The following is a 25324-nucleotide window of genomic DNA, read 5'->3' as shown; positions in this document are numbered from 1 at the left end:
CTGGGGGAACCCCATGAAGCCCTCTCCCATTGACTGGCGTGCGCGCCTGGAAGCGTGTGGATTCGAAGGGGCGGAGCTCGTGCCCGCCACCTACGCGGCCCACGTGCTGTGGTCCCGGCGCGAGCCGCTGGCGGCGGAGGCGGCGCTGCGCGAGCACCTCGACCAGCAACCGGACGACAAGGACTCGCTGAAGATGCTCATCTCCATCCTCCAGGAGAACGGGCGCGCCAGCGAGGTGGTTCCGCTCCGCCGCCACCTGTACGAGCGGCGCTGCCACGAGCTGCGCATCCCCGAGTCCGCCCGGGACGCGGCCATCGCCTACATGGAAGCGGCCGAGTCCGGTGGCCCCCCGCCGGAGCGCATGGCCGACGCTCATGTCGCCGCGCTCTTCGACCTCTACGCCCCCAGCTTCGACGACAGCCTGCGCGGCTTCCTCTCCTACCGCGCGCCCGAGCGGCTCATGGACGCGGTGCGCTCCGTGCTCGGCGGACGGCGGGAGCTGGACGTGCTCGACCTGGGGTGCGGCACCGGACTGGCCGGTCCCCTCCTCCGGCCCTTCGCCCGGCGGTTGGAGGGCATCGACCTGTCCACGGGCATGCTCGACAAGGCGCGCGAGCGCGGCGTGTACGACGTGCTCCGGGCCGGGGAGATCACCGCGGAGCTCGCCGCCTCCCCGGCGAGCCATGAGCTCATCGTCGCCGTGGACGTACTCGTCTACTTCGGCGCGCTGGAGACGCTCTTCCAGCACGTGGCCCGGCGGCTCGCGCCCGGCGGCCTGTTCGCCTTCACCGTGGAGAAGGGCACCGCACCCGGGTACCGGCTCCAGCCCACCGCGCGCTACGTCCACCACCTCGATTACCTGCGAGGTTGCGCCAGCGCGGCCCACCTTCACCCGGTGTTGGAGCGGGAAGAGACCCTGCGCAAGCAGGCCGGACAACCCGTCACCGGCCACGTGGTCGTGCTGTCCAGAAGTGAAAGCCATGTGGCCCCACCGGTGGAAGGCGGGTCTTCCTGAGGGGGGGTCGGAAAGCGCGCGGTCCACACGCTATGCTCCGCCCCCCATTGAATCTGGGGTGGACTCCATGACCTCACAGGTCGAGACGGTGGCAGCGAAGATCCAGGGCTACACACAGGACCTGGGCAACTCCGGCGCGCAGGGGCGCCGGCGGTTGCAAGCCATCGAGGGAATGGCCGATCACATCACCCTGCGGCGCATCGAGGGGTTGGGCATCCAGGAGGGGTGGCGCTGCCTCGAGGTGGGCTGTGGCAGCGGCTCCATCGCGCGCTGGATGAGCTACCGGGTGGCACCGCACGGCCACGTGCTCGCCGTGGACACGAACACCCGGTACGTGGCCGGCGCGGCCAGTGCCATCCTCGAGGTGCGCCAGCAGGACGTCCCCACGATGCGGCCTCCCGAGAAGACCTTCGATCTCGTGCACTCGCGGATGCTGCTCCAGCACCTGGCCGAGCGGGAGGAGCTGGTGGAGCGGCTGGCCGCCTCGCTCAAGCCGGGCGGCTGGCTGTTGCTGGAGGAGATGGAGACCTTCTCGCTCTTCCAGAACGAGACGGGGCCCTTCCTCCAGGTGGTGGAGATCATGCACGCCATGGGGCGCGCCGCGGGCACGGCCGTGGACTGGGCCCGGACGCTGCCGCGTACCTTCCAGCGGCTGGGGCTGCAGAACGTCAACGCCGAGGGCGAGATGCTCTACTTCTCCGGGGGCAGCCCCACCGCCGAGTTCCACCAGCTCACCGGCGAGCAGTACTGGCCGTACGCGGAGAAGATGCGGCTGCTCACGCGCGAGCAGTTCGACCAGTACTCCGAGCGGCTGAAGGATCCGAACACCTGGTTCTACGGCCCCACCATCTTCGGCGTCTGGGGCCAGCGTCCACCCGCGTAGCCGCGGAAGGCCGCGCTCAGCGCCGGCCGCGGATGATGATGGGCCCGGACTTCTTCTTCCGGGGCAGGGCCTTCTTCAGCTCCTTCTGGATGTCCAGGTACTCGGGGTTGCCCGCGTCCTGCTTGAGCGCCTCGGCGATGAGCTTCAGGCCCCGATCGGGCCGCCGCCGCGTCTGGGCGTACAGGTTCGCCAGCGCCACCTTCTCCTCCAGCGAGGCCTCGTTCGCGTCCATGATCCGCTCCAGGGAGACCAGCGCCTCCTCCTTCTCGCCGGCCTGCTCCTGCAGCCGCCACATCCGAGAGAGCGCGGGCACCAGCCGGGGATTGTGTTGGAGGGCGGAGCCGTAGTCCTCCTTCGCGCGCTTCAGGTCCCCCTGCGTCTCGTGCACCCGGCCCCGGACATAGAGCGCGCGGGCCGAGTCCGGCTGCGCCTTCAGCGCCTGCTCCACCGCCGCCAATGTCCCGGCCTTGTTCCCCAGCGTCAGCCGCGTCTCGGCGAGCCGGGCGATGAGGTCCGCGTTCTGCGGGTACTTCGCCACCGCCGAGGCCAACAGCGCCTCCGCGTCCGCGTGGCGCTCGAGCTTCGTGAGCACCCGCGCCTTCAGCGCGACGAAGTCCGGCTTCGTGGCCTCCTCGCCCTGGACGGCCGCCAGGTCCTGCTCGGCGTACTCCGCGTAGCCACTCTGGAGGAAGTAGCGGGCGCGCAGCTTCCGCGCCGCCGTGAGCCCCGGCTGCTCCTCCAGGAGCCGGTCCATCAACTTGCCGGCGAGCACCTCGTCCCCCTTGGCCAGGAGGATCTCCGCCTCCACCACCTTGGCGTCCACGTCGTCCGGGCGCTCGCGCAGGATGCGCTCCAGCGTCTGGAACGCGGCCTGGTGCTCGCCCATCTCCGTCTGCAGGTGCGCCAGCTTGAGCACGTCCAGGTCCCCGAGCTCGTCGGCCTCGCGCAGCTCCAGCAGCATGCTGATGGCCTCGCGCAGGCGCCCGTCCTGCTCGTGGCGCTCGGCGATCTTCCGTTTGATCTCCGGCGCCTGCCCCGGATTGAGCGTCATGGCCCGCTTGAGCGCCAGGATGGACGCCCCCGTGTTACCCTCCCGGCGCCGGGCCTCGGCCACCAGGAGCAGGGGCTCGGGGTTGTCGGGCTTCAACCCCGAGGCCGCCTCGAAGGCCCGCGCCGCCTGCTCGGGCTCTCCGCTGTCGAGCAGCGCCTGGCCCTCGCTCATCTTCGCCTGGAACTTCTGCTCCTGGGTTTGAACGGAGAGTGTGTCCGGGTCCTTGCAGGCAAGCGGCAGCAGCAGGGGCAGGACGCAGAGCAGGCGGGGAAATGTCGATTGCATCGCTGAGATGCAGGGTAGCGGATGTTATCCTGCGCCGTCGATGGACCCATTCGTTCGGCGCCTCGTGGAGAGGCTCCATGATCCCGCGCGCCCCCTGTCGCGCAACCGGCACTTCCACACGTTCGACACCCCCGAGGGCCGGATGGCGCTGAAGGTGTCTCGACGGCTGAAGAGCCTCCACCAGGACATCCTCGCCTGTGTGCGGGAGGGCCGGCGCGCCCGCCTCTTCCGCCACATCGACGCCGAGGGCGAGCACCGGCTCGAGCTCCACTTCGAGCGCATCGCCGGCCGCCGCGTCTCCCACTTGAAGGCCGCCGAGCTGGAATTGCTCGCCCAGCTACCGGGCGTCCGGGACGCACTCGCAGGCGACCTCTGATTTCCCTGGAGCACCGGGTGTCCGGTCCTTCAGCGGTGAAGGACCGTGGACGGCGGAAGATCCCGGAAAATCCCCGTGGAGCCACTCCTCGTGGAGCAACCCCTCGCGAGCACTCCCGCTCTGGGGGTGAAGCACCGGGGCTACCGCCCGGGGAAACCTGTCGCCCGGATGACTCTTGCTCCGGGGACTCGCTATGCTCGACAGGCCTCAAGCCCTGCCATGACCGCGACGCCCTCCTCGAACCTGCCTCCTGACGAGCTGGCCGAAAGCCTCTTCCAGCCTCAGTACCAGCCCCTGTTGCGGGCCATCCTCGATAACGCAGCGGAAGGACTGGCCGTCGCCGACGCGAAGGGCCAACTGCTCTACTTCAACGACACGGCCCGCCGGATTCTCGGCGTGGGACTGGTGGACGCCGCGCCCGAGGCGTGGAGCGAGCGCTATGGCGTCTTCCTCCCGGACACGACGACGCGCTGCCCTTCCGAGCGGCTGCCCATCTACCGCGCCCTCCAGGGCGAGGCGTCGCCCGAAGAGGATCTCTTCATGCGCAACGAAACGCACCCGGAGGGCCGGCACGTCCACTCGATCGCCCGGCCCGTGCGCGACAGCCAGGGGAAGATCCTCGGGGTGACGCTCAGCCTGCGCGACACCCACGAGCAGCGGATGGCCGAGGCGGATCAGCGCCGCACCGAGCTGCGCTTCCAGCTCCTGGTGGAGTCCGCGCAGGAGGGACTGTGGACGGTGGACGTGGACGGCCACACCATCTACGCCAACCGCTACCTGGCCCAGATGCTGGGCTACACGGTGGAGGAGATGCTGGACAGGACGCTCTTCGACGTCATCTGTCCCGAGGACATCCCCCTCATGCAACGGTACGTCGAGGAGCGGCGCCAGGGCAGGTCCGCCGTCCTCAACGACTTCCGCATGGTGCGCAAGGACGGGACGGTGCTGTGGACGCTCGTCTCCACCGGCCCGCTCTACGATGAGACCGGCAGGTACATCGGGGCCATGGCGATGATCACCGACATCACCCAGCGCCGCCAGGCCGAGGAGCAGGTGCGCCAGCTCAACGCGGAGCTGGAGCGCCGCATCGCCGAGCGCACCGCCCAGCTCGAGTTCTCCAACCGCGAGCTGGAGGCCTTCGCCTACTCGGTGGCGCATGACCTGCGCGCCCCGCTGCGCAGCATCTCCAACTTCACGCTCGCCCTGTCCGAGGACTGCGCCGACAAGCTGGATGCCACGGGCCTGGACTACCTGCAGCGCATCCGCGCCTCCTCGCAGCGCATGGCGGAGCTCATCGACGGCATCCTCGCGCTCTCGCGCGTCAACCGCACCGAGTTCGTGGAGACGGACGTCAACCTGTCCGGCATCTCGCGCTCCATCTCCGAGCAGCTCCAGCGCTGGCAGCCCGAGCGCAGCGTGCGCTTCCAGCTCCAGGACGGCCTGGTGGACCGCGGGGACTCGCAGCTGCTGCGCCTGGTGCTGGAGAACCTGATGGGCAACGCCTGGAAGTTCACCCGCGAGAAACCGGTGGCGGAGATCGAGTTCGGCACGCTGCCGGAGACGGGCCCTGGGCGCGTCTACTTCGTCCGGGACAACGGGGCGGGGTTCGACATGGAGTACCAGAAGAAGCTCTTCGGCGTCTTCCAACGGCTGCACACGCAGCAGGAGTTCGAGGGGAACGGCGTGGGACTGGCCACCGTGCAGCGCATCATCCGCCGCCACGGTGGGCGCGTGTGGGGTGAGGGCCGGGTGGGCCAGGGCGCGGCCTTCTACTTCACCCTCCACGAGCCCGCCGCACCCGCGGCGCCTCCCGCGCCCCGCGCGGCCAGCGGTACGTGAGGAACCGCCATGTATGATCCGCACCAGCGCATCATCCTGCTCGTCGAGGACAACGAAGATGACGAGCTGATGACCCTCCGGGCCTTCCGCAAGAGCAACATCCACAACCCGGTGGTCGTCGTGCGCGACGGCGCCGAGGCGCTCGACTTCCTCTTCCTCCAGGGCCGGCACGCGGACCGGGATCCAGACATCCGGCCGCAGGTCATCCTGCTGGATCTGCACCTGCCTCGCATCGACGGCATCGAGGTGCTGCGGCGCATCCGCGCCAACCAGCACACCCGGGCGCTGCCGGTGGTCATCCTCACCTCGTCCAAGGAAGAGCGCGACCTGGTGGAGGGCTACGAGGCGGGCGTCAACAGCTTCGTCCACAAGCCCGTGGACGTCACCGCCTTCTTCGAGGCGGTGCGGCAGCTGGGCATGTACTGGCTCGTCCTCAACGAGCTTCCTACCCCGAGACGGAGTGTCTGATGGCCACACCGCTCCACCTGCTCCTCATCGAGGACTTCGAGGACGACGCCCTGATGGTGTTGCGTGAGCTGCGGCGCAGCGGCTACGACGTGACCCACAAGCGCGTCGAGACAGCCGAGGCGCTGGCGAGCGCGCTCGACTCGGGTCCCTGGGACGCCATCATCGCCGACTACGCCCTGCCGCGCTTCGACGCGCTGGCCGCCTTCTCCCTGGTGCAGCAGCGGGGACTGGACGTGCCCTTCCTGATCGTCTCCGGACAGATTGGCGAGGACACCGCCGTGGCGGCGATGAGGGCCGGCGTCCACGACTTCCTCCTCAAGGACCGGCTGAGCCGGCTGGGACCCGCCGTGGCGCGCGAGCTGCGCGAGGCGTCGCTCCGGGCCGAGCGCCGGAAGATGCAGGAGCAGCTGCTCCTGTCGGACCGGCTCGCGTCGCTGGGTCTGCTGGCCGCCAGCGTGGCCCATGAGATCAACAACCCGCTGGCCTCGCTCATGGCCAACCTGGACTTCGTGCTGAATCCGGAGGCGGGCTCGACGACCGTCTCCGCGGACCAGGAGCAGGCGCTGCGCGACTGCATGCTGTGCTCCGAGCGCATCCGGGAGATCGTCCGCGACATCAAGATCTTCTCCCGGCCGGACGAGAAGCAGCGCGGCCCGCTGGACGTGCACCGGGTGCTCGACTCGTCGCTGCGGATGGCGTGGAACCACATCTTCCACCGCGCCCGCATCGTGAAGGACTACACGGCGGTGTCCCCGGTGCTCGGCAGCGAGGCGCCCCTGGGCCAGGTCTTCCTCAACCTGCTCGTCAACGCCGCGGACGCCATTCCCGACGGGGACAGCACCACGCATGAGATTCGCGTGGTGACGCGCCAGGACGGGCCCAACCACGTCCGGGTGGAGATCCACGACACCGGCCGGGGCATCCCCGCGGAGCTGCGCGAGCGTATCTTCGAGCCCTTCTTCACCACCAAGCCGGTGGGGGTGGGCACGGGCCTGGGACTGGCCATCTGCCGCCGCACCCTCAACGAGATGGGCGGGGAGATCTCCGTGGACAGCGAGGTGGGGCGCGGCACCGTGTTCCACCTCCGGCTGCAGACGGCCCACGGCGACGCCGAGAAGCCCGAGAAGCCCGCTCCGGGCAAGGTGCTCAAGCAGCGGCTGCTGATCCTCGATGACGAGACGGTCGTCGGCCGGGCGCTCCAACGGCTGCTGCAGGCGCACTGCGAGGTGCTGGTGCTCAGCCAGGGCCGGGAGGCGCTGGCGCTGCTGTCCGCGGGCCGGCGCTTCGACGCCATCCTGTGCGACCTGATGATGCCGGAGATGAGCGGTCCCCGGTTCTACGAGGAGCTGTCACGGCTGGCGCCCGAGCAGGCCAGGCGGGTCATCTTCATGACCGGCGGAGCCTTCACGGAGCAGTCGCGCGCCTTCCTGGCCACCACGGGCATGCCCTGCATCGACAAGCCCGTCGAGTTCCAGCGGCTGCGCTCGCTGCTCGCCGCGATGCCGCCGCTGAGCGAGGAAGAGGACGCCGCGACCAAGACGGCGTGAGGGAGGCGTGAGCCCCCTTTCAGGAATGTGACCGATATCCCCTCTCCCGGAGGGCGAGGGGAAATGGGCGCGGACGGGCTCAGCCAGCGGTGAGGTTGAGCCGGGGCCCCTGCGCTTGAGGCACCCCGGGCAGCATCGGCGCCGGGTTGAGCGCCAGCAGGAGCAGGCTGCGCACCGCCTCCGTGAGGTCCTCGCCCACGCTGGCCGCGCCCGCGGGAGCCCCATGCAGCTCCGGCGGAACCGGATGGCCCACCAGCACCACCGGCATGCGGATGTCCCACGCCAGGAAGTGCGCCAGCTTCACCGCCGGCTCCGAGGCATCGAACAGCAGCGCGCCCACGCCCCCCGAGCTGAACGGGCGCCACAGCGGCCTCGCCGCCTCCGCCGGAGGCAGCACGCAGAAGTCCAGGTGCAGCAGCTCGTTGAGATCCAACCGCCCCAGCGTCCCGAAGCCACTCCGCACCGCCGCGGGCTCGGCCGCCACGGCCGCGATGTCCGGCAACTGCGACAACAGCCGCCGCGCCACCGCCGGGCCGCTTCCACAGACGAAGACCTTGGCCGTGGCCTCGCGCGAGGGGCCCCTGCCCCGGAGGATGCGTCCGCGCAGTGAGTGCAGCTCCGCGGGCCCGAGCAGCGGACCCGAGCCCTCGTCCCGATCGGGCTCGGACATGCGGGCCACGCCCTTCTGGAGGAGCGTGTGCAGCACGCCCACCACCTCCAGGTCCGTGGCCGGCGCCAGGTCCAACACCTCGCCGAGCGCGCGCGGCTGGCGCAACAGCTCCACCACCTGCGCCGTCACCGGGTGCTGGTCCTGCGTCAGGTCCGCCTCCGGCGCGAGCACCAGCCGCACATTGCGCGCCGGCAGCCCGGGCAGCAGCCGGTTCACCTCGTCCGCCTGGCGCATCGCCTCCAGCAGGGCGTCGTCCACGGCGCGCTGGATGCGGGGCTTGCCGCCCGTGTTCCCCGGCGAGAAGGTGAAGGAGCCCTCGGCCCACACCAGCAGCCGGAAGAGGGCCTTCTCGCCCTCGGCACGGCCCACCCGCGCGTTCACCGGGCGGCCGTCCACCACGACGATCTCCCCGCGCTCGCTGCCCCGCTCCAGCGTCAGCTTCCCGCTGCGCTTGTTCATCCCGAGGATCTGCATCAGATCCGGAATGCTCAGCTGGCTGAGCGAGCCTTCGATCTCCTGCACCTCGCTCTTGAGGTCCTTCGCCGCCTCGTTGCGGCGGAAGACGTGCTCGATGCGGGAGAGCACCTCGTCGATGTTGAAGGGCTTGCGCAGGAAGCCGTCGCGCAGGCCGCGCAGCTTGTCCGCCTCGAACTGGCCGGTGGAGACCACCACCGGGATGTCGTCCGTGCGCGGGTTGGTGCGCAGGATGTTGATGAACGTGCGCGCGTCCAGCATCCGGCACGCCTCATCGAAGAGGATGAGATCCGGATGGCGCAGCACCGCGACCTCCAGCGCGCGCGAGCCATCCGGCGCGTAGTGCACCTGGTAGCCCCGCGTGCGCAGGGAGCGCGACAGCGGACGGACCGACTCGAGGTCGGGATCGGCGATGAGGATCTTTCGAACCTGGGCCATGGTCGCTCCCTACCGGGTCAGTACGGCTGAAGGTCGTATTCGGCCTGCAGGCGGGTGATGAGCCCATCCACCACGGCCGTGTCCGACGAGTGGAAGCCCCACGTGGCGCCGAGTCCCCGGCGCTGGATGAGCGCGTACGAGGCCGTCTCCGACATCCAGAGGATGAACTCGTGCCGGGCCATGCGCTCGTCCCCCTCCAGGAAGACGGGCGTGAGCGCCGGGTGCGAGTCCAGATCCCCGCGCCGCCCCAGCAGGTAGATCCGCGAGGCCATCTCCGGCGAGGCCGACTCCAGCCCCTGGGCAATGGGCAGGTCCGCGCGGATCTCCGGCCCGCCCACGTACAGCAGCCCGCGCGAGCTCGGGTCGCGCATCAGCTCGCGGGCGATCTCCGCCTGCAGCTCGTCGAAGAGCACGTCGGACACCTTGCCGCGGCGCGAGGGCTCCGCGTTGTCCTCCACCGGCAGCTTGGGGCTGGAGGCATTGCCGAGCAGCAGGTCCACCTCGTCCCAGAAGGGCAGCGTGTCCAGCATCAGCTTGCGCTGCAGCGAGCAGCGCCGCTCGTCCATGCGCCGGCGGCACCGGTGCACCAGCTCGTCGAAGTCCTCGCCGTCCTTGGGGAAGGTGCTCGCCCCGCCCACCAGCGCCAGCGGCAGACGCGACTCCACCTCCTGCGCCTCCGGCTCCGCGCGCACCGCGTCCAGCGCGCGCCGCACGAACATCATCGCGCCGAAGAAGTCCGTCTCCGGCAGCAGCAGGTAGAACTCCTGGTCGCTCGCCTTGGCGATGACGTCCGAGTCCCGGACGATGCGCCCGAACGCCTTGATGATGCCGCGCACCGCCAGCTTCGCGTCCGGCACGCCCAGGCGCATGCGCACCAGCGGCAGGTTGTCCACGCTGAACGTCAGCAGCGAGAACATCCGCCCGTAGCGCCGCGCCTTGTAGATCTCCTTGGAGGCGTAGTCCGTGAAGTAGCTGAGGTTGTAGGCGGCCGTGTCCCTGTCTCTCAGGCCCAACCGCTGCAGCGCCAGCATCCTCCGGCCGTTCTTCACGCCCACCGCCGCCGAGTCGCCCAGAATCTTGGCGTAGCGCACGTGCTCGGAGCGGAAGTCACCGGCCACCGGATCCGACAGCTGCGCCAGGCCCATGATCTCCCCGGCGATGACGAAGGGGACGTAGAGCACCGGCGAGCGCTCGTCGCGGGCGATCCACGGCATGGCCTCGCGCAGACGGTTGCCGAGCGGCCCGTCCGGGCTCATGCGCTCGGCGAGGAACTGCTTGTCCAGCAGGCCCCGGTAGGCGCGCAGGACGAGGTGCCCCCGGTCATCGGCGATCCACAGGGCGGCGCTCTGCGCATCGCAGACGGCGGCGAGCTCGCCGGCCACCCGCTCCTGGAGCCACTCGAGGTCCGGCTGGGAGAGGAACTCCAGGCAGCGCTGGTGGAGGTTCTGGTAGCGGGCGAACTCCAGGTTCTCGGTCTGGAGCTGGGAGCGCTCGCGGCGCAGCTGGACGCGCTCCATGGCGCGCTCCACGGCGAGCAACAGGTCCGTCTCGTCGACGGGCTTGGTGAGCACCACCGCCACCCCGGCGCTCAGCGCCATGGCCGAGCCCTTCACGTCCGTGCGCTGGGTGACGAGGATGACCTCCTGCTCGGGGTCGCGCTCGCGCAGCTTCGTGGTGAGACCGAAGCCGTCCATCTCGGGCATCACCACGTCGGTGATGACCAGATCGAAGGCCTCGTGCGTGGCCGCTTCCAGGGCCTGGGCCGCGTTGGCGGCGGGGACGACGAGGTAGCCCTTCCGGGAGAGCATGTCGGAAGCGAGCTGCCGGAAGAAGTTGTCGTCATCGACGACGAGGATGGGGCCAGCCACAGCGGAGGACTCGACGAGCAGGGGGGAGACGGCGAGGTTACCGGCCCGGGAGATCCGGGACAACGCCCGTGAAGACGAAGGAGACGGGCCCGCGGAGGCGCACGTCCGACAGGTCCGAGGGCACCCGGATATGCAGGTCCCCGCCCGGCAGCGTGACGCGCAGCCAGGCATCCGCCGGGAGCCGCCGGGCGAGCACCGCCGCCACGGCCGCCGCGCACGCCCCGGTGCCACAGGCCTCGGTCAGGCCACAGCCCCGCTCCCACACCACGGCGGCCATGCCCTCCTCCGTCAACCGCACGAACTCCACGTTGGTGCGCTCCGGGAAGTCCGGGTGGCGCTCGAGCACGGGGCCCAACCGGGCGGCGTCCTCCAGGGGCTGATCCAACAGGACGAGGTGGGGGTTGCCCATGTTGATGGCGTAGCCGCGCAGCCCGGCGTGGCCGGGAACCTCCTCGCCCAGGAAGGGCTGGCCGGTGGCGCCCGAGGGCAGGTTGGGGGCGATGAGCCGCGCGGGCCCCATGGAGATCTCCACCTCGGCGACGCCGTCCGTGCCGTACCCGGGCATACACGTGAGGATGCCGGCGCCCGTCTCCACCTCGATGCGCTCGGGCTTCTCGCCGGAGTGGTCCACCAGGTACTTCACCGCACAGCGCAGGCCATTGCCGCACATCTCCGCGATGCTGCCATCGGCGTTGTGGACCACCATGCGCGCCAGGGCCGTCTCCGAGGGCAGCAGGCTGAGCACCCCGTCCGCGCCAATCCCCCTGCGCCGGTCGCACAACCACTGGGAGGACTTCGCGTCGATGTCCGGGCCACCCTGCCGGTAGTCCAGCACGATGAAGTCATTGCCGAGGCCGTGATACTTGAAGAAGAACTCTGCCGTAGTGCTCATGGTCGTCGGGTCTCTTCAGCCCGGGTCATCGGGTTTCTGGGTGGACGCGGGTGCCGCAGAAGGGGGTGTGCTCCCCTTCGGACGGCGAAGCAACTCATTCTTGACCGCGTTCAGCTCGGCGTTGGCCCGAGCGTAGATGTCCTGCACGGTGTCCGCTCCCTTGCGGGCCGAGAGGCGCTTCAGGGAGGCCAGCTCGGACTCTTGCTCCTCCAAGCGTCGTTTCTGCTCGGCCAGCGTCAGCTCGCGCTCGGCCAGGGTGGACTTCAGGGCGTCGAACTCGCCCTGCAGCTGCTCGAGCTCCTCGGACATCTCCAGGATGGCCTCGGAGTCCGACACCGGCTTGCGCGCCTGGAGCTGCTCGATGCGCTCGCGCATCTGGGCCCGCTCCGTCTCCAGCATCTGGATGCGGTCGGCCAGGGCCTGGGCCGCCCTCGCCTTCTCGGCGCGCTCGGCGTCGAGGAACTTCACCGCCTCGGCGGAGGCCGCCTCCAGCGCCGTCACCCGGCCCTCCAGCCGGATGCGCGCCGCCCGGGCCACCGTGAGGTCCGAGTTGAGCCGCTCGCGCTCGGAGACGAGCGTGCCCTTCTCCATCTCCAGCTTGGCGAACTGCTCCTGGATGGCCTGCGTGGAGCCCTCGCGCTCCCGGAGCCGCCGCTCCGCCTCCTCCGCCCGCGACTCCAGCCCGGCCTGCTTCGCCTTCGCGGCCTCCAGCTCGCCCCGGGCCTCCGCCAGCCGCGTCTCCAACGCGTCCGCCGAGCCCCGCGCCTCGGCCACCCGCTCCCGCTCCGCCTCGCGCTCCTCCTGGGAGCGGGCCAGCTCGGCGCGAAGGGTCTCCAGCTCCGCCCGGGCCGTCTCCAGCCCGCCGCGCGCCGTCTCCAGCGCCTCGCGGACACTCCCGAGCTCCGCGCGCTCCTCCTCCAGGGCCGTCTCCAGCGAGGGCGCCTTGCCCGCGATGCGCCGCGCCGACTCGAGCTGCAGGGTGACCAGCTCCATCTGCTCGTGCTCGGCGGCGAGCCGCGTCCGGACGTCGGCCACCTCCTTCTGGAGGTGCGCGATGTGCATGTCCCGGTCTCGCAGGCCCTGGTGCGCCTGCTGGAGCGCCATGGAGGCCTGATGTGCCTGGAAGCGGGTCATGTCGAGCTGCGCCACCTGGGCCCGCAGCGCCTCCAGCTCCTGGTCCTTCTTCGCGAGGTCGTCCCGGAGTCCCTCCAGCTCCATCCGCACTTCCAGCGCGTCGCGCTTGCGGGTGTCGCGCTCGGTGGAGATGGCCTCCTCGCGTGCCCGGGCCTCCGCGAGCGACTCCTTCACGGCCGCCAGGCTCGCGCGCTCCTCCTCCAGGGTGGCCCGGAGCGCCGCGGAGTCCCGCCGGGCCTCCTCCAGCGCCTCGAGCCGGGCCCGCTCGCGCTCGTCCGCGCCCGCCCGGGCGGACTCCAGGTCCGAGCGCGCCTCGGACAGCGACTGCGCCAGGGCCTCGCGTCCGGCGCGCTCCTCCTCCAGCTTGCGCCGCGTCTCCTCGAGGGACGCCTCGGACAGCTCGCGAGCGCGATCCAGATCCAGGCGCAGCGCGTCCCGCTCCACCTCGAGCCCGGCGCGCACCTGGGCCAGGAGCGCCTCCGCCTTCTCGCGCTCGGACGCGCGCGACACCTCGGCCTCGGTGAGCTGCCGCCGCTCGGCTTCCAGCTGCGTCCAGGCGAGCTCCAGCGACTCCTCGGTGCGCGTCCTGTTCGCGCGCTCCGCCTCCAGCTCGGCCCGGACGGCCGTGAGCTGCCGCCGCTCCTCCTCGAGCTCGGCGAGCACCCGCGTGGTGGACTCCTTCGACGCGCCATGCGCCTGCCACGCGGACTCGAGCCCGGCCCGGGCCAGGGCCAGCTCGGACTCCAGGGCGGTGCCGCGCTGACGCTCCGCCTTGAGCTCGGCCCGCGCCTGCGCCAGGGACTCCTCCACCAGAATCCGCTGCTGCCGCTCCACCTCGAGCCCGGACTGCACCTCCGCCAGCTCGGACGCGAGCCCGGTGCTCCCCTGCCGCTCGGCGTCGAGCCCGGACTGCACCTCGGCGAGGGCCTCCTCCGCGCGGGCCCGCTGCTGGCGCTCCTCCTCGAGCCCGGCCTGGAGCCGCGTGCGCTCCTCCTCCACCTGGACGCGCTGCTGCCGCTCCGACTTCAGCTCGGCACGGACACTCGAGAGCGCCTCGCGCGTCTCCTCGAGCCGCTGGTGCTCCGCCTCCAGCCGGGCCTGGGCCTGGGCAGTGGCCTCCTCCAGCCGCGCCCTGCCCTCGCGCTCCAGCTCCAGCTCGGCCAGCGCCTGCTCGCGCTCCTCTTCGGCCTTCGCCCGCGCCTGCTGCTCCGCCGTGATGGAGCCCTGCGTCGCCTTCAGCGCCGCGTCGAGCCGGGTGATCGACTCCACGTCCGAGGAGCGCACCCGCTCCAGCTCGGAGAGCGTCGCCTCGGCCTCCACCACGCGCCGACGGAGAGCGCCGCGCTCATCGGCCCACTGCTGGCGCTGGGCCTCCAGCCCGGCGAGGGCCCGCGAGGCCTCCTCCCGCGCGGCGGCCTCCACGCGCACCTGGTTCTCGAGCCCCTCGGCGCGCGACTCCTGTTCCTCGCGAGCGGCCTTCTCGCGGGCGGCCTCCGCCTCGGCCTGCTCCGTCCGCGCCCGCTCCTGCGCCACCCGCGTCTCCGCGCGCTGGCGCTCCTCCTCGATGGTCTCCTCCAGCTCGGCCGCGGACCGGACCCGCTCCTCCTCGAGCGACTCCAGGCTGCCCCGGGCCTCGTGCAGTTCCTGCTCGAGCCGGGCCGCCGCCGCGCGCACGTTCTCCTCGGCGCGAGTCCGGGCCTCCACCTCGGCCGTGAGCCGCTCCAGCTCGGCGCGTGCCGCCGTGAGCTCCGTCTCCAGTCCGCGCCACTCGGCCTCGCGGGCCGTCAGGCTCACTTCCGCGTCGCGCCGGGCCGCCTCCGCCGCCGACACGCGCCGGGAGCCGTCCTCCACCTCGCGCGTCAGGCGCGCCAGGTCCGCGTCACGCGAGCGCAGCAGCGAATCGGACGTCTGGCGGGCCTGCTCGGCCCTGGCCACATCCGACTTGAGCAGCTCCACCGCGGCGAGCGACGTCGAATATTGCTCGGCCAGACGCAGCTCGCGCTCACGGGCCGCCTCCACCTGCCGCCGCAGCTCCTCGGCCTGCTCCCGCGCGCGCTCCGCCGAGAGCCGATCCTTCTCGCGCTCGACGCGCAACCCGGCCAGCTCGTCCTGCAGCTCGCGCAGCTGGGCATAGGCCTGGGTGAGGCGCTCGCGCGACTCCTCCAGGGTGGTGTTCAGCTCCTCGCGGCGGGCGCGCTCCAGCCGCAGCGTCTCCTGGGAGCCCAGGGTCTGGACCTCGGCCTCCTTCCGGGCGCGCTCCGCGGCTTCCAGCTCCAGCCGCTGCTGCCCGAGCCGCCGGTCCGCGTCGGCCACGCGCTCCAGGGCCACCTGCAGCTCCAGCTCGGTGCGGCGCAGGCGGGAGGACAGCTCATCGCGCTCGCGCGTCGTCTCCGGGGTGCCGCGCGCCTGCTCCAGCTGGGCGGTGAGGCGGGCCACCTCGTCGCGGGCCAGCTCCAGGGCGGGCTTGAGCTGCGTCACCTCGTTCTCGCGGTCGGTCAGCTCCGCGCGCAGCCGGGTGAGGGACTCCTTGAGGCGGCCGGTGCGCTCCTCCCACCCCTTGGAGCGCTGGGCCACCTCGTCCAGCTTGCCGCGGGTGAAGGCGAGCGGCTCGGGAGGCAGCTGCACCCAGGTGGGGTCCACGATGCGGGCGGGCTCGGCGCCGGCCATCACCACGTAGTAGGCGGCCTCGCTGCCCCGGATGAGGGAGCCGTCCACCTGGAGGCCATCGCCCTTCTCGAAGGCGAGCTGGTAGCCCAGCACGGGCGCCTGCGTGGCGACCTCCACGTTCGGGAAGTGAGGGGAGAGCGCATCGAGCAGCTGCCCGTACGTGGGCGGCACGCCCTCCTCCGTATCCATGAGCTGCCAGAGGGCGAGCCCGGCCGTGTTGCGCAGGCCGCCGATGAGGTAGCCCTGACGGCTGACGAGCCGCGCCAGCTCGGCCAGGAGCGTGGGGGCGCGCACGTAGGGGGCGAGGTCGGCGACGAGCACCAGGTCGAAGCTGCCGGGCTCGAGGTCGTCGTAGATGTTGGCGCGGTAGCGCAGCGAGGCGCCGCCATGGGCCTTCTGGGCCGCCGCCACGGCCGCGAGGTCCGCGTCACAGGCCACGACGGTGCGGGCGCCGCGCTCCAGGAGGAAGCGCGCGCTCTCGCCGCCGGTGGTGGCGACCGCGTCCACCTCCAACACGCGACGGCGTGCGAAGAGGCTCTCCGCGAAGATGTACCGGGGCAACAGCTCGCTGGTCCCCAGGCGGCGGAATGTGGGATGCATGAGTAGGGCCGGCCGAGTATAGCCCTGGAGACGGTTGTCCCAAGGAAAGCACTGGGGCCGGGAAATCGGCTCGCCGCCTGGACGTTCGGGGAGCAAGCGACATGAATCCCATGATGAACCCACAGCAGAACCGCCCGGGCTTCGGCCGCCGGGCCACGAGCGCCTTCACGCGGCTGCTCATCACCCTCCTGATTCTGGGCCTGGGAGGGGCGGTGGCCTTCCTGCTCTCGCAGCTCAACGCGCGCACCTTCACCCTGGCCCAGGAGAACGGGCAACTGGTGGTGATGAAGGGGCGGATGCTGCCCACGGGGGCGGCACCCTACCGGCCAGGTGACGCGCGGCTGGCGGACGCCTACGCCCCCCTGCCCACCGAGGGCCGGGACGTCTCGGGGCTGCTGGAGCAGCGCTTCACCGAGCGGGACGAGCTGGACCGGGCCCTCTTCCCGATACTGGAGGGGCTGGCCCGGCCGCGGGTGCAGTCGGACGAGCCGGCGGTGCTGGAGAAGGGACTCTACTTCCTGCGTCGGGCGGAGCTGCTGTCCGGGCTGACGGAGGAGCAGCGCCGCACGCTGGAGACGATGAAGGCGGACGTGGCCTTCTTCCAGGCGCGGCAGAAGCTGGAGGAGGCGCGGCGGGACGTGACGGAGGCGCTGACGCAGCTGAAGCTGGCGTCGGAGAGCCGCAACCGGAACACGCAGCGGGCCAACCAGATGCTCACCGTGGTGGGCCCGGCGGCCCAGGCGCTGGAGAAGGCCCTGAGGGCGGTGGACGCCAGCCTGGCCGAGTCCGGCTCCTCCCCCACCCCGTCCGGAACGGGCCTTCCCCCTCCGGCTCCCGAGGGCCAGCAGGCAACGCCCCCGCCGCAGCCGCAGGGCACCGGGGCCACGCCGCCGCCCACGACGGCGCCGGCGGGAGTGCGCACCAGCGACAGCGAGACGCAGCAACGCCCCCAGTAGCGGGCCGAGGAATTTGCCCTGATGCCCTCCGGAAGCTAGGTGCGCGGGTTGGCTCCAGAGCGAGCCCACCCAAGGAGGGGAAGAGAATGCGCAAGACCATCCTCATGGCGGTCCTGACCGCGGCGCCGATGCTGAGCTGTGTCAACAACGCGCCCGCGGAGGAAGCGTGGACGCTGAACACCATCGCCGATGCCCGCAGCGGCATCGCCACGCCGGTGGATCTGGGTCCGCCGGGAGACTCGCCGGGCGACATGTTCGTGTTCGACCAGCCGTTGTTGAACGAGGCGAAGGAGACGATCGGGAGCAACAGTGGCTACTGCGTCCGGACGCTGCCCGGGCAGTTCAGCGAGTGCCAGTGGACGCTGACGATGGCCGACGGAACCATCACGGTGGCGGGCCGGGAAGCCGAGACGGGCACGTCGCGGATTCCGATCATCGGAGGCACGGGCACCTACGAAGGGGCGAGCGGCGTGCTGACCACCACCCCCAACGGTGACAGGACGTTCACCCAGGTGCTCACGCTGCTGAAGCCGAAGAAGTAAAGGCGTGTCCGCGTGGGATATATCTGAGGGCCCCACGAGGAGACGCACTCCATGACGATGACGCCGGTTCCCCCCGAGATGAAGCGACTCGAGCCCTTCGAGCTGGCCCTGCGCGAAGCGGGTATGGGCTACCCCGAGGTGACCGAGGACTTCCCGTGGGGGCACCGGACGCTCAAGGTGAAGGGGAAGGCCTTCGTCTTCCTGTCGCTGACGGGCGAGGGCCTGTCGATGTCCATGAAGCTGCCGCAGTCGAACGGCGCGGCGCTGATGCTGCCGTTCGTTCAGCCGACGGGGTACGGCCTGGGCAAGAGCGGCTGGGTGTCCGCCAGCTTCGGTGCGCGTGACACGCCGCCGCTCGACATGCTGCGCAAGTGGCTGGACGAGAGCTACCGGGCGGTGGCGCCCAAGAAGCTCGTGGCACAGCTGGGCGGTGCGGCGGGAGCACCCAAGACGGAGGCCGCGCCCACCAGGACCCGGAGCGCACCGGCCCGGAAGTCCGCGCCGGCCGCGGCGAAGAAGACCGCGACGAAGAAGGCTCCTGTGAAGAAGGCCGCGGCGAAGACGGCCCCCGCCAGGAAGCGAGCTCAACGCGCCTGAGCTCATGGGCGCGGGCCCACCGGATGGCGGCGGTCATGTTACGGTGACCCACCTGAAAGGTGGTGCACATGAACGAGCCCGGGGCGGGCACCCCCCAGCCTGGAGGCACGCGGGCGCGAGGGGTGACGGACAGGCGGCGCGAGCTGGCGCGGCTGCGGGGGCTGGAGGCGGAGAGCGACGCGGCCCTGCTCGCCGCGCTGCCCCCGCTGGGGACCGAGGTGGAGGGGCTCGTCCTGGAGCGAGTCCTCGGCCAGGGCGGCTATGGCACCGTGTACCTGGCCCGGCGGGAAGGCCGGCCGTACGCCGTCAAGTTCACCTCCCTTCCGCGGGCGGCGCAGTGGGCGCTGCGGGAGCTGGGCGCCATGGTGCGCATGGAGACGGTGGGCGGCGTGGGCCTGCGGGGCCATGGCGTGTGGCCGGCCGAGCAGCCGCTCTTCCAGTTCATCGTCATGGACTACGTGCCCGGCCAGGAGCTGTACACCTGGGCCCTGCACCCCCACCGCACGGCCCTGGAGGTGGTGGAGGTGTTGCTGGACCTGGCGCGAGAGCTGGGGGCGGCCCACGGGGCGGGAGTCGTGCACCGCGACGTGAGGGGTGACAACGTGCTGGTGCGCGAGACGGACGGGCGCGCGCTGCTGGTGGACTTTGGCGTGGCGACCTTTCCGGGGGCGCCGCGCGCCACGGGGCCGGAGGTGCCCGGGTGCCGCGAGTACCTCAGCCCCGAGGTGGTGCGCTTCAACCGCGGAGAGCGCGAGCACCACGAGGCCAGTGGGCTGGATGACCTGTGGTCGCTGGGGGTGATGACCTACCGGCTGCTGACGGCCAGCTACCCCTTCCAGGGGCACAACGCGGCGGAGCTGGAGCGGGCGATTCTCCACGAGGCACCCGAGCCGCCGCACGTGCGCAACCCACGCGTGCCCCAGGCGATGAGCGGGCTGTGCCTGCGGTTGCTGGAGAAGGAGCCGCACGCGCGCTACCCGGACACCCAGGCGCTGGACGCGGCGCTGATGGAGGTGAAGCGCGGGGCGGACGAGACGTGGAAGGTGCCGCTGCGCGAGCCCGGTGAGGCACCCGCCACGAAGGACGAGCCGCCCGCCGTGGCCGGGCAGCGTCCACGGCGCGGCCACCGGGGCGCGGTGCTCGCGGGCGGACTCGTGCTCCTCGCGGCGGCATGGCTGTCCCTGTTCCTCTTCACGGGGGCGCCCTCCATCCCACGCGAGGGGACACCGCGAGCGGCCCTACCCGAAGAGTTTTTTCCGGTCGGGTGGGAGCCGGCGGGCCAGGAAGTGGCGCCCCCGAGGAAGGGGCCGGAAGGTGATGGCGGCGCGGCGCCCTCCGGGGCCACCACCCCCGCGCCCGTCGCCAGCGCGACGCTCGCAAAGGACAGCCAGCGCGTGAAGACCGCACGCAGTGCCCCTCCTCCGTCCCGACAGAAGCAGCAGGCGCCAGCCACGGGCCCCATGGCCGCGGGCATGGCCGCCGTGTGCACCCTGCTCTCCGGCTGCCCCGGCGCCCAGGTGCGCCCACCGCCCCCGCCCGTGGAGTGCCCGGCCGGGGCGGTGAAGGCCATGGAGGAGCTGGGCGTCTTCGAGCCGGGGTACCCCATCGGCACCGCCCTCACCGCCCCCAACCTGGGGCAGAGCATGATCACCGTGCGCGGGGGCCCCGTCACCGTGGTGACCATGGACGACAAGGGGAAGCTGGAAGCGGGCTCGGCGCTCTCGGGCCAACTCATCATCGGGAAGGATCGCGTATACGGCCGCCTCACCGAGGCCAGGACGCCCCGGGGAGACACCTTCCCCGTCTGCTTCCAATTCATGCACCGGGACAAGCCGGGCGTACCGATTCGGGGAGAGGGCCCCGGACCGGAACTGCCCCGCATCACCTCCTTCGCGGCGGTGATACCCGTACGCCGCTTCGAATAGCCGCAGCGCGGTGAATCCACCTGGACAAGGCGCGCCCGAACACAGCGAGGCCAACGGCGGAAGTAACTGGTATACTGGCTCACTCTGGAGGTTCTCTCCCCTTCATGCCTGCCCTGCCCGCCGCCCTCGCCGTGCTCGCGCTCCTGGCGAGCGTTCCCGCCGCTGCCCAATCCAGCCCCGCCACCACGGAAGCGGGAGGGGGGCGCCAATTGATGCTGTCGGTGGACGCGCCCGAGCGGGAATACGAGGTACGCATCGGCCCCAATACCCCCCTCAACCTGTTCTTCGACGTGCCGGTGCAGCTCGTCGGACTGGAGGAGCGCGAGCACTTCCGGCGGGTGACAGTGACAGGCGACTCCCTGCTGCTCATGGCCTCGCGTGCGCTGAAGCCAGGGCAGCGGCTGCACATGCCGGTGCGCTTCCTGGACGGCCAGGTGCCAGCGCAAGTGGAGTTCCTCCTGGTGGTGGTGCCCCCAGCCCAGGCCGAGCACCATGTGGAAGTGTACCGCCCGCGCTCCATGGAGAGTGGCCGGGAGCAGGCGCGGGAGGAACGCGAGAAGGCGCGGCAGTGTCAGGCGGAGCTCGCGGAGCGCAAGAAGCTGTCGGGCCTCATGGGCCTGCTCGTCTCCAGGCTGATGAACGCGGAGGGCGTGGTCACCCGTGAGTTCGTCGACGCCCTCACCCGGCTCGCCGGAGAGCAGCTCACGGCGTGGGAGCCCATCAGCTACCGCGCCACCAGCCCGGACAGGGGGAACCCTGAAGTGCAACCCAGGAAGGTACGCGTGGCCATGGAGCTATGGCTGAGCAATGCGAGCACGCTCCCGTGGTTGGCGGCGGGCGCGGAGCTGGTGTCCGGGAGTGGCGTCCGGTGGAGCGCCACGGTGTGGCAGGAGGCACCGGTCCTTCCCGGCCCGCGCAAGCAGCGCGTGGTGGTGGAGGCGGAGATGCCGGAATCGGAAGCGCGAGGCGACTTCCTGCTGGAGCTCTGGGAGGAGGGCCGGACGAGGCCCGTCACCTTTGGCGGTGTGTCCTTCCCGTGAGACGGCTCACATCCGACTGGTTCATGGGAGGATCAGACCCGGTGATACCCTGGGTGAACACAGGGAGGCCCCATGCCAAAGAGACCTTTGCTGTTCCTGCTTTCCATGCTGACGAGTTGCACGGCCTTCGGACCGGACGGCACCATCCCCATGGCCCTCCACAGGGACATGGTGAATCGCTTCAAGCACTGCCCGCTGAGCAATGAAGAATGGATGGACAAATGCGGTGAAGACTACTGGAGCAGACTGCCCTCGCAACAAAAGAGATGTCCTGACGTATGTAAACCCAGGGATTAACAGGAATGGCGCATGAAATGGCGCAAAGTAGTGTCCACCTTACTCGTTCTCCTTATGCCTCTGCCCCTTGTCTGGTTGGTCTACATCGCCATGTCCGGGCATGGGTCCAGTGCGCAGATGACGCTGCCCCCGGGTAGGGCGCTCATCCCCGTACTCTCTCATGAGGAGCGCATGCGCCTGACCACCTATGCGCATGACTGTCGCACGGACGCGGACTGCGATCCTCCACTCCGCTGCGCCTACGACGTACCGACAAGCCGCTACCACTGCACGGACAGTTTGTGCACGGGGGATGAACATTGCCCACAAGGCTTCACCTGCATCCCCTGGTCCGTTGAAAATGACAAGGACCTGATCGGTATCTGCTCGCTCACCGGCGTGCGCAAGGAGGGGGAACTCTGCGAACGCCTGCCTGAAAGCCCGAAGGACGGCTGTGCCAAGGGCCTCTTCTGCCATGGGTTCTGCGGTCGCCCATGCCGGGTGGACGAGTCCGCCAGTTGCCCGAAGGGGTACTATTGCCGTTCCGACGAAGAAGGTTCCTACTGCATGCCCACCTGTGAAGACCGTCCCTGTCCGGCGGACCAGCGCTGTATCGGGTTGATGGCAGGACAGGGGTCTGTCTGCATGACGATTCATGGACAAGATTGCGAGCAAACCCCCTGTCCGCAGGGCCAGCACTGCACACTCAACGCCAATCCGCGCACTCCGGGTCACATGTGGATGGAATGTCTGCAGGGTTGTGGCACGAGCCAGCCTCCCTGCCCTGACGGAACGGCCTGCTTCCTCTTTCAATGCCGCAAGTCGTGTGACCCCGAAAACCCCACGACTTGCGGACCCGCTTTCCATTGTGGCCGCAAACACCCCAGTCAGCCCTGGGTGTGCCTTCCGGGCTCCAAGACTTGAACGCAGGGCGTTGCACTGCCCTATTCCATTCCAACCATGACATGTCGCACTCGACTGGCTGCACTGCTCGGTCTTCTACTGCCCTTGCCGCTGCTGTGGCTGCTTTTCACCTCCTTACCTGGCCCTCACCTGGGCAGGCCACGCGCTCAGCAACCGGATGTCATTCCCATGCTCACCGACGTGGAGCGGCAGAACGTGCTCACCTATGGCCGGGAGTGCAGCACGGACGCGGACTGTGATCCGCGGCTCCGCTGCTTCTTCAGTATGGTGACCCAGGACAGCTACTGCGTGGACAGCCGGTGCATGACGGACCAGCAGTGCCAGGATGGATTCACTTGCCAGACCTATAAAGCCAGGAATGGCAATGATCTGCTCAAGGCTTGTTCGTTGGTGGGAAAGCGCAAGGAGGGAGAGGTGTGCGCCATGTTCACCCGCGAGCTCCAATACGGATGTGAGCGAGGCCTGTTTTGTCATTTCCGGTGCGGCCGTCCATGCCAGGTGGACGACCCCAGGAGTTGCCCGGAAGGCTACTTCTGCGAGGAGCATCCCGCGGCCGTGGGTGCCGCCTGCCAGCCCACGTGCGAGGGACGCACCTGTCCCGAGGGCCAGCAATGCGTCTCCGTGGGCGGACGTGTCTCCATCTGCGCCACGGTGCATGGGCAGAACTGCAAGCAGACCCCCTGCCCAGAGGGACAGGTTTGTACGTTCAGTGAATATCCCCAGCCGGCGGACGAGGTATGGATGGGCTGCGCGCACACCTGTGGCCCCACGGAGGATGATACACCGTGCCCTGAAGGAACCGTCTGCGAGTTGTACCGGTGCCGGAAGACTTGCACTCCTGGCGTTTCCACGACCTGCGAACCGGGTTACAGCTGTAAGCGGCAGCCTGATGACAGGTGGCTTTGTAGACCCGACCACCGGACCGAGGGTGAGGATTGACACAGCCCTTCCCGCCGATGGGAGCCTCCACCGAGTTCGCCACACCCCACGAAATCCATGAAATGGCGCATGGTGCTGCCCGCGGTGCTGGTGCTCCTCATTCCCTTGCCCCTGGTGTGGCTGCTCTCTATCGCCATGTCCAGACCCGAACCCGGTGCGCGGATGGAGTTGCCCCAGGGCAGGAGTCTCGTCCCCATGCTATCGCGAGAGGAGCGTCTGTCCCTGCTCACCTACGCCCATGACTGCCGCACGGACACGGACTGCGACCCTCCACTCCGCTGCTCCTACGACGCGCCGACACAGCGTCACCACTGCACCGACAGTCTATGCACAGCGGACGAACATTGCCCGCAGGGCTCCACCTGCATTCCGTGGTCCGTTGAGAATGGCAAGGATCTGATCGGAGTCTGTTCCCTGATCGGCACGCGCAAGGAGGGAGAACTGTGCATGAGGTTGCCTTCGGACCGCGAGGACGGCTGCATCAAAAGTCTTGTTTGTCAAGGGTTCTGCGGTCGCCCATGCCGGGCAGACCCGCCCGACAGCTGCCCGGAAGCCTCCTTCTGTCATACGGGGAAAATAAGCTCTTCCTGCCTCCCCACATGTGAAGGCCGTCCCTGCCCAGCTGGCCAACGGTGTGTTCAGCTATTAGGAGAACACGCGTCTGTCTGCATGGCAGTCCATGGATACGACTGCGAGAAAGCCCCCTGCCCCCAGGGATTGAAGTGCATTCGAAACACGTATCCGAGCACTCCGGGCCATATCTGGATGGAATGCCTCCAGGGTTGTGGTGGGAGCAGACCGCCCTGTCCTGAGGGGACAGCCTGCTTCCTCTTCCAGTGCCGCAAGACATGCGACCCCGAAAACTCCTCGGCCTGCGGACCCGATTTCTCCTGCGGTCGCAACCATCCCAGCCAGCCCTGGGCGTGTGTTCCGGGCCTCCCTGAAGAAAATTGAGCATGGACCTTGTCGCTCCCTACTTCTCTGAACCATGACATGGCGTACTCGACTGGCCGCACTGCTCGGTCTTCTGCTGCCTCTACCACTGGTGTGGTTGCTGTTCCTGTACGGCCATGGACCCGGAGATGACAGGGTGTCGTCACCCGCGCAGCCAGGCCTCATTCCCATGCTCACGCCCGGCGAGCGTCAAAGCCTGCTCACCTACAAGCAGGAGTGCCGCACGGACGCGGATTGCGAACAACCCCTCCGCTGCTTCTTCAACATGCTGGTGCAGCACAGTTACTGCGCGGACAGCACGTGCATGACAGAGCAGCACTGCCCGGAGGGATTCACCTGCCAGACCTGGGCCGCCAACAACGAGCGGGATCAACTCCGCACCTGCTCGGTCGTGGGAGTCCGCAAGGAAGGAGAGGTATGCGAGATGCTCCCCCGCGAACGCGAGGATGGTTGCGAGCGGGGCTTGCTCTGCCGGAGCCGGTGCGGTCGTCCGTGCCGGTTGGAAGACGCCTCGACCTGCCCCGAAGGCTCCTTCTGCGAAGATGATCCATCGGGCCCCTCCTGCCAACCGACGTGTGAGGGGCGCAACTGCCCCGAGGGTCAGCGGTGCGTCTCCAGAGGCGGGCGCATCTCCGTCTGCGCAGAGGTTCTCGGACAGGACTGCCAACGGAACACCTGTCCCCAGGGACAGGTCTGCTCCATCCATGAGTCCCCCAAGCATGCGCACACGGTGTGGATGGACTGCCTGCAACCCTGCGGCACCCAAGATGCTCCTACTTGTCCCGAAGGGACGGTCTGCCATCTATACCGATGCCGCAAGTCTTGTACTCCCGAGGACGCCTCAGCCTGTGAAAAGGGATTCAAATGCGGACGCCGCCCCGGAGAACCTTGGACGTGCATACCGGACACACGGTCCGCGCAAGAGGGTTGACCCCTCCCTGCGCCAATAAACGGAGCAGCACAT

The 25324-nt window shown here is 69.8% G+C and carries 16 protein-coding genes; 11 read left to right on the top strand and 5 right to left on the bottom strand.

Annotated elements, in window-relative coordinates; translation table 11 throughout:
• Positions 1-13 precede the first annotated feature (13 nt).
• Positions 14-1015 (top strand): class I SAM-dependent DNA methyltransferase, encoded by a 1002-nt coding sequence (locus AC16DP_RS00495; protein ID WP_329727635.1) that lies wholly within the window; start codon positions 14-16, stop codon positions 1013-1015.
• Between the two features lie 67 nt (positions 1016-1082).
• Complete coding sequence (locus AC16DP_RS00490; RefSeq protein ID WP_329727634.1) at positions 1083-1898, top strand: class I SAM-dependent methyltransferase; 816 nt, start codon at positions 1083-1085, stop codon at positions 1896-1898.
• Positions 1899-1914: 16 nt separating this feature from the next.
• Here the strand turns inward: AC16DP_RS00490 and AC16DP_RS00485 are convergent, their stop codons facing one another.
• Complete coding sequence (locus AC16DP_RS00485) at positions 1915-3234, bottom strand: tetratricopeptide repeat protein (RefSeq protein ID WP_329727633.1); 1320 nt, start codon at positions 3232-3234, stop codon at positions 1915-1917.
• 40 nt (positions 3235-3274) lie between these two features.
• Here AC16DP_RS00485 and AC16DP_RS00480 point away from each other — a divergent pair, with 40 nt between their 5' ends.
• The 4 genes from AC16DP_RS00480 to AC16DP_RS00465 all read left to right on the top strand — a co-directional run bounded on the left by AC16DP_RS00480 (position 3275) and on the right by AC16DP_RS00465 (position 7464).
• Positions 3275-3610 carry a hypothetical protein gene (locus AC16DP_RS00480; protein ID WP_073567959.1) on the top strand — a complete coding sequence of 112 codons (336 nt, stop codon included), beginning with the start codon at positions 3275-3277 and terminating at the stop codon, positions 3608-3610.
• Positions 3611-3829: 219 nt separating this feature from the next.
• The gene (locus tag AC16DP_RS00475) at positions 3830-5449 is read left to right on the top strand and encodes a sensor histidine kinase (RefSeq protein WP_329727632.1); all 1620 of its coding nucleotides are present in this window, start codon (positions 3830-3832) and stop codon (positions 5447-5449) included.
• 9 nt (positions 5450-5458) lie between these two features.
• Positions 5459-5917: a response regulator gene (locus tag AC16DP_RS00470; protein ID WP_329727631.1), complete on the top strand. Its 459-nt coding sequence runs from the start codon at positions 5459-5461 to the stop codon at positions 5915-5917.
• A complete protein-coding gene (locus AC16DP_RS00465; protein ID WP_329727630.1) occupies positions 5917-7464 on the top strand; it encodes a hybrid sensor histidine kinase/response regulator in 1548 nt (515 codons plus the stop codon). The genes AC16DP_RS00470 and AC16DP_RS00465 overlap by 1 nt, the downstream gene beginning before the upstream one ends.
• Positions 7465-7543: 79 nt before the next feature.
• Here the strand turns inward: AC16DP_RS00465 and AC16DP_RS00460 are convergent, their stop codons facing one another.
• The 4 genes from AC16DP_RS00460 to AC16DP_RS00445 are packed head-to-tail and all read right to left on the bottom strand — an operon-like array spanning position 7544 to position 16207.
• On the bottom strand, positions 7544-9046 hold the full coding sequence (locus tag AC16DP_RS00460; RefSeq protein ID WP_329727629.1) for a DUF4388 domain-containing protein: 1503 nt from the start codon (positions 9044-9046) through the stop codon (positions 7544-7546).
• 17 nt (positions 9047-9063) lie between these two features.
• Complete coding sequence (locus AC16DP_RS00455) at positions 9064-10914, bottom strand: GGDEF domain-containing response regulator (RefSeq protein ID WP_329727628.1); 1851 nt, start codon at positions 10912-10914, stop codon at positions 9064-9066.
• Between the two features lie 37 nt (positions 10915-10951).
• Positions 10952-11806: a diaminopimelate epimerase gene (gene dapF / locus AC16DP_RS00450; RefSeq protein ID WP_329727627.1), complete on the bottom strand. Its 855-nt coding sequence runs from the start codon at positions 11804-11806 to the stop codon at positions 10952-10954.
• A 15-nt stretch (positions 11807-11821) separates the two neighbouring features.
• On the bottom strand, positions 11822-16207 hold the full coding sequence (locus AC16DP_RS00445) for a coiled-coil domain-containing protein (RefSeq protein ID WP_329727626.1): 4386 nt from the start codon (positions 16205-16207) through the stop codon (positions 11822-11824).
• A gap of 101 nt (positions 16208-16308) precedes the next feature.
• Here AC16DP_RS00445 and AC16DP_RS00440 point away from each other — a divergent pair, with 101 nt between their 5' ends.
• The 5 genes from AC16DP_RS00440 to AC16DP_RS00420 all read left to right on the top strand — a co-directional run bounded on the left by AC16DP_RS00440 (position 16309) and on the right by AC16DP_RS00420 (position 21267).
• On the top strand, positions 16309-17163 hold the full coding sequence (locus AC16DP_RS00440) for an IF-2 protein (protein ID WP_329727625.1): 855 nt from the start codon (positions 16309-16311) through the stop codon (positions 17161-17163).
• An 86-nt stretch (positions 17164-17249) separates the two neighbouring features.
• Positions 17250-17705 (top strand): dirigent protein, encoded by a 456-nt coding sequence (locus AC16DP_RS00435; RefSeq protein ID WP_329727624.1) that lies wholly within the window; start codon positions 17250-17252, stop codon positions 17703-17705.
• A 51-nt stretch (positions 17706-17756) separates the two neighbouring features.
• Positions 17757-18302, top strand: coding sequence for an MmcQ/YjbR family DNA-binding protein (locus AC16DP_RS00430; protein ID WP_329727623.1), 546 nt, complete (start codon positions 17757-17759; stop codon positions 18300-18302).
• 68 nt (positions 18303-18370) lie between these two features.
• The gene (locus tag AC16DP_RS00425) at positions 18371-20227 is read left to right on the top strand and encodes a serine/threonine protein kinase (protein WP_329727622.1); all 1857 of its coding nucleotides are present in this window, start codon (positions 18371-18373) and stop codon (positions 20225-20227) included.
• 104 nt (positions 20228-20331) lie between these two features.
• Positions 20332-21267, top strand: a complete 936-nt coding sequence (locus AC16DP_RS00420) for a DUF2381 family protein (protein WP_329727621.1) — start codon at positions 20332-20334, stop codon at positions 21265-21267.
• The last annotated feature ends 4057 nt before the right edge of the window (positions 21268-25324 follow it).

Source organism: Archangium sp., assembly GCF_057119385.1.
This window is presented reverse-complemented; position numbering and strand designations above follow the sequence as displayed.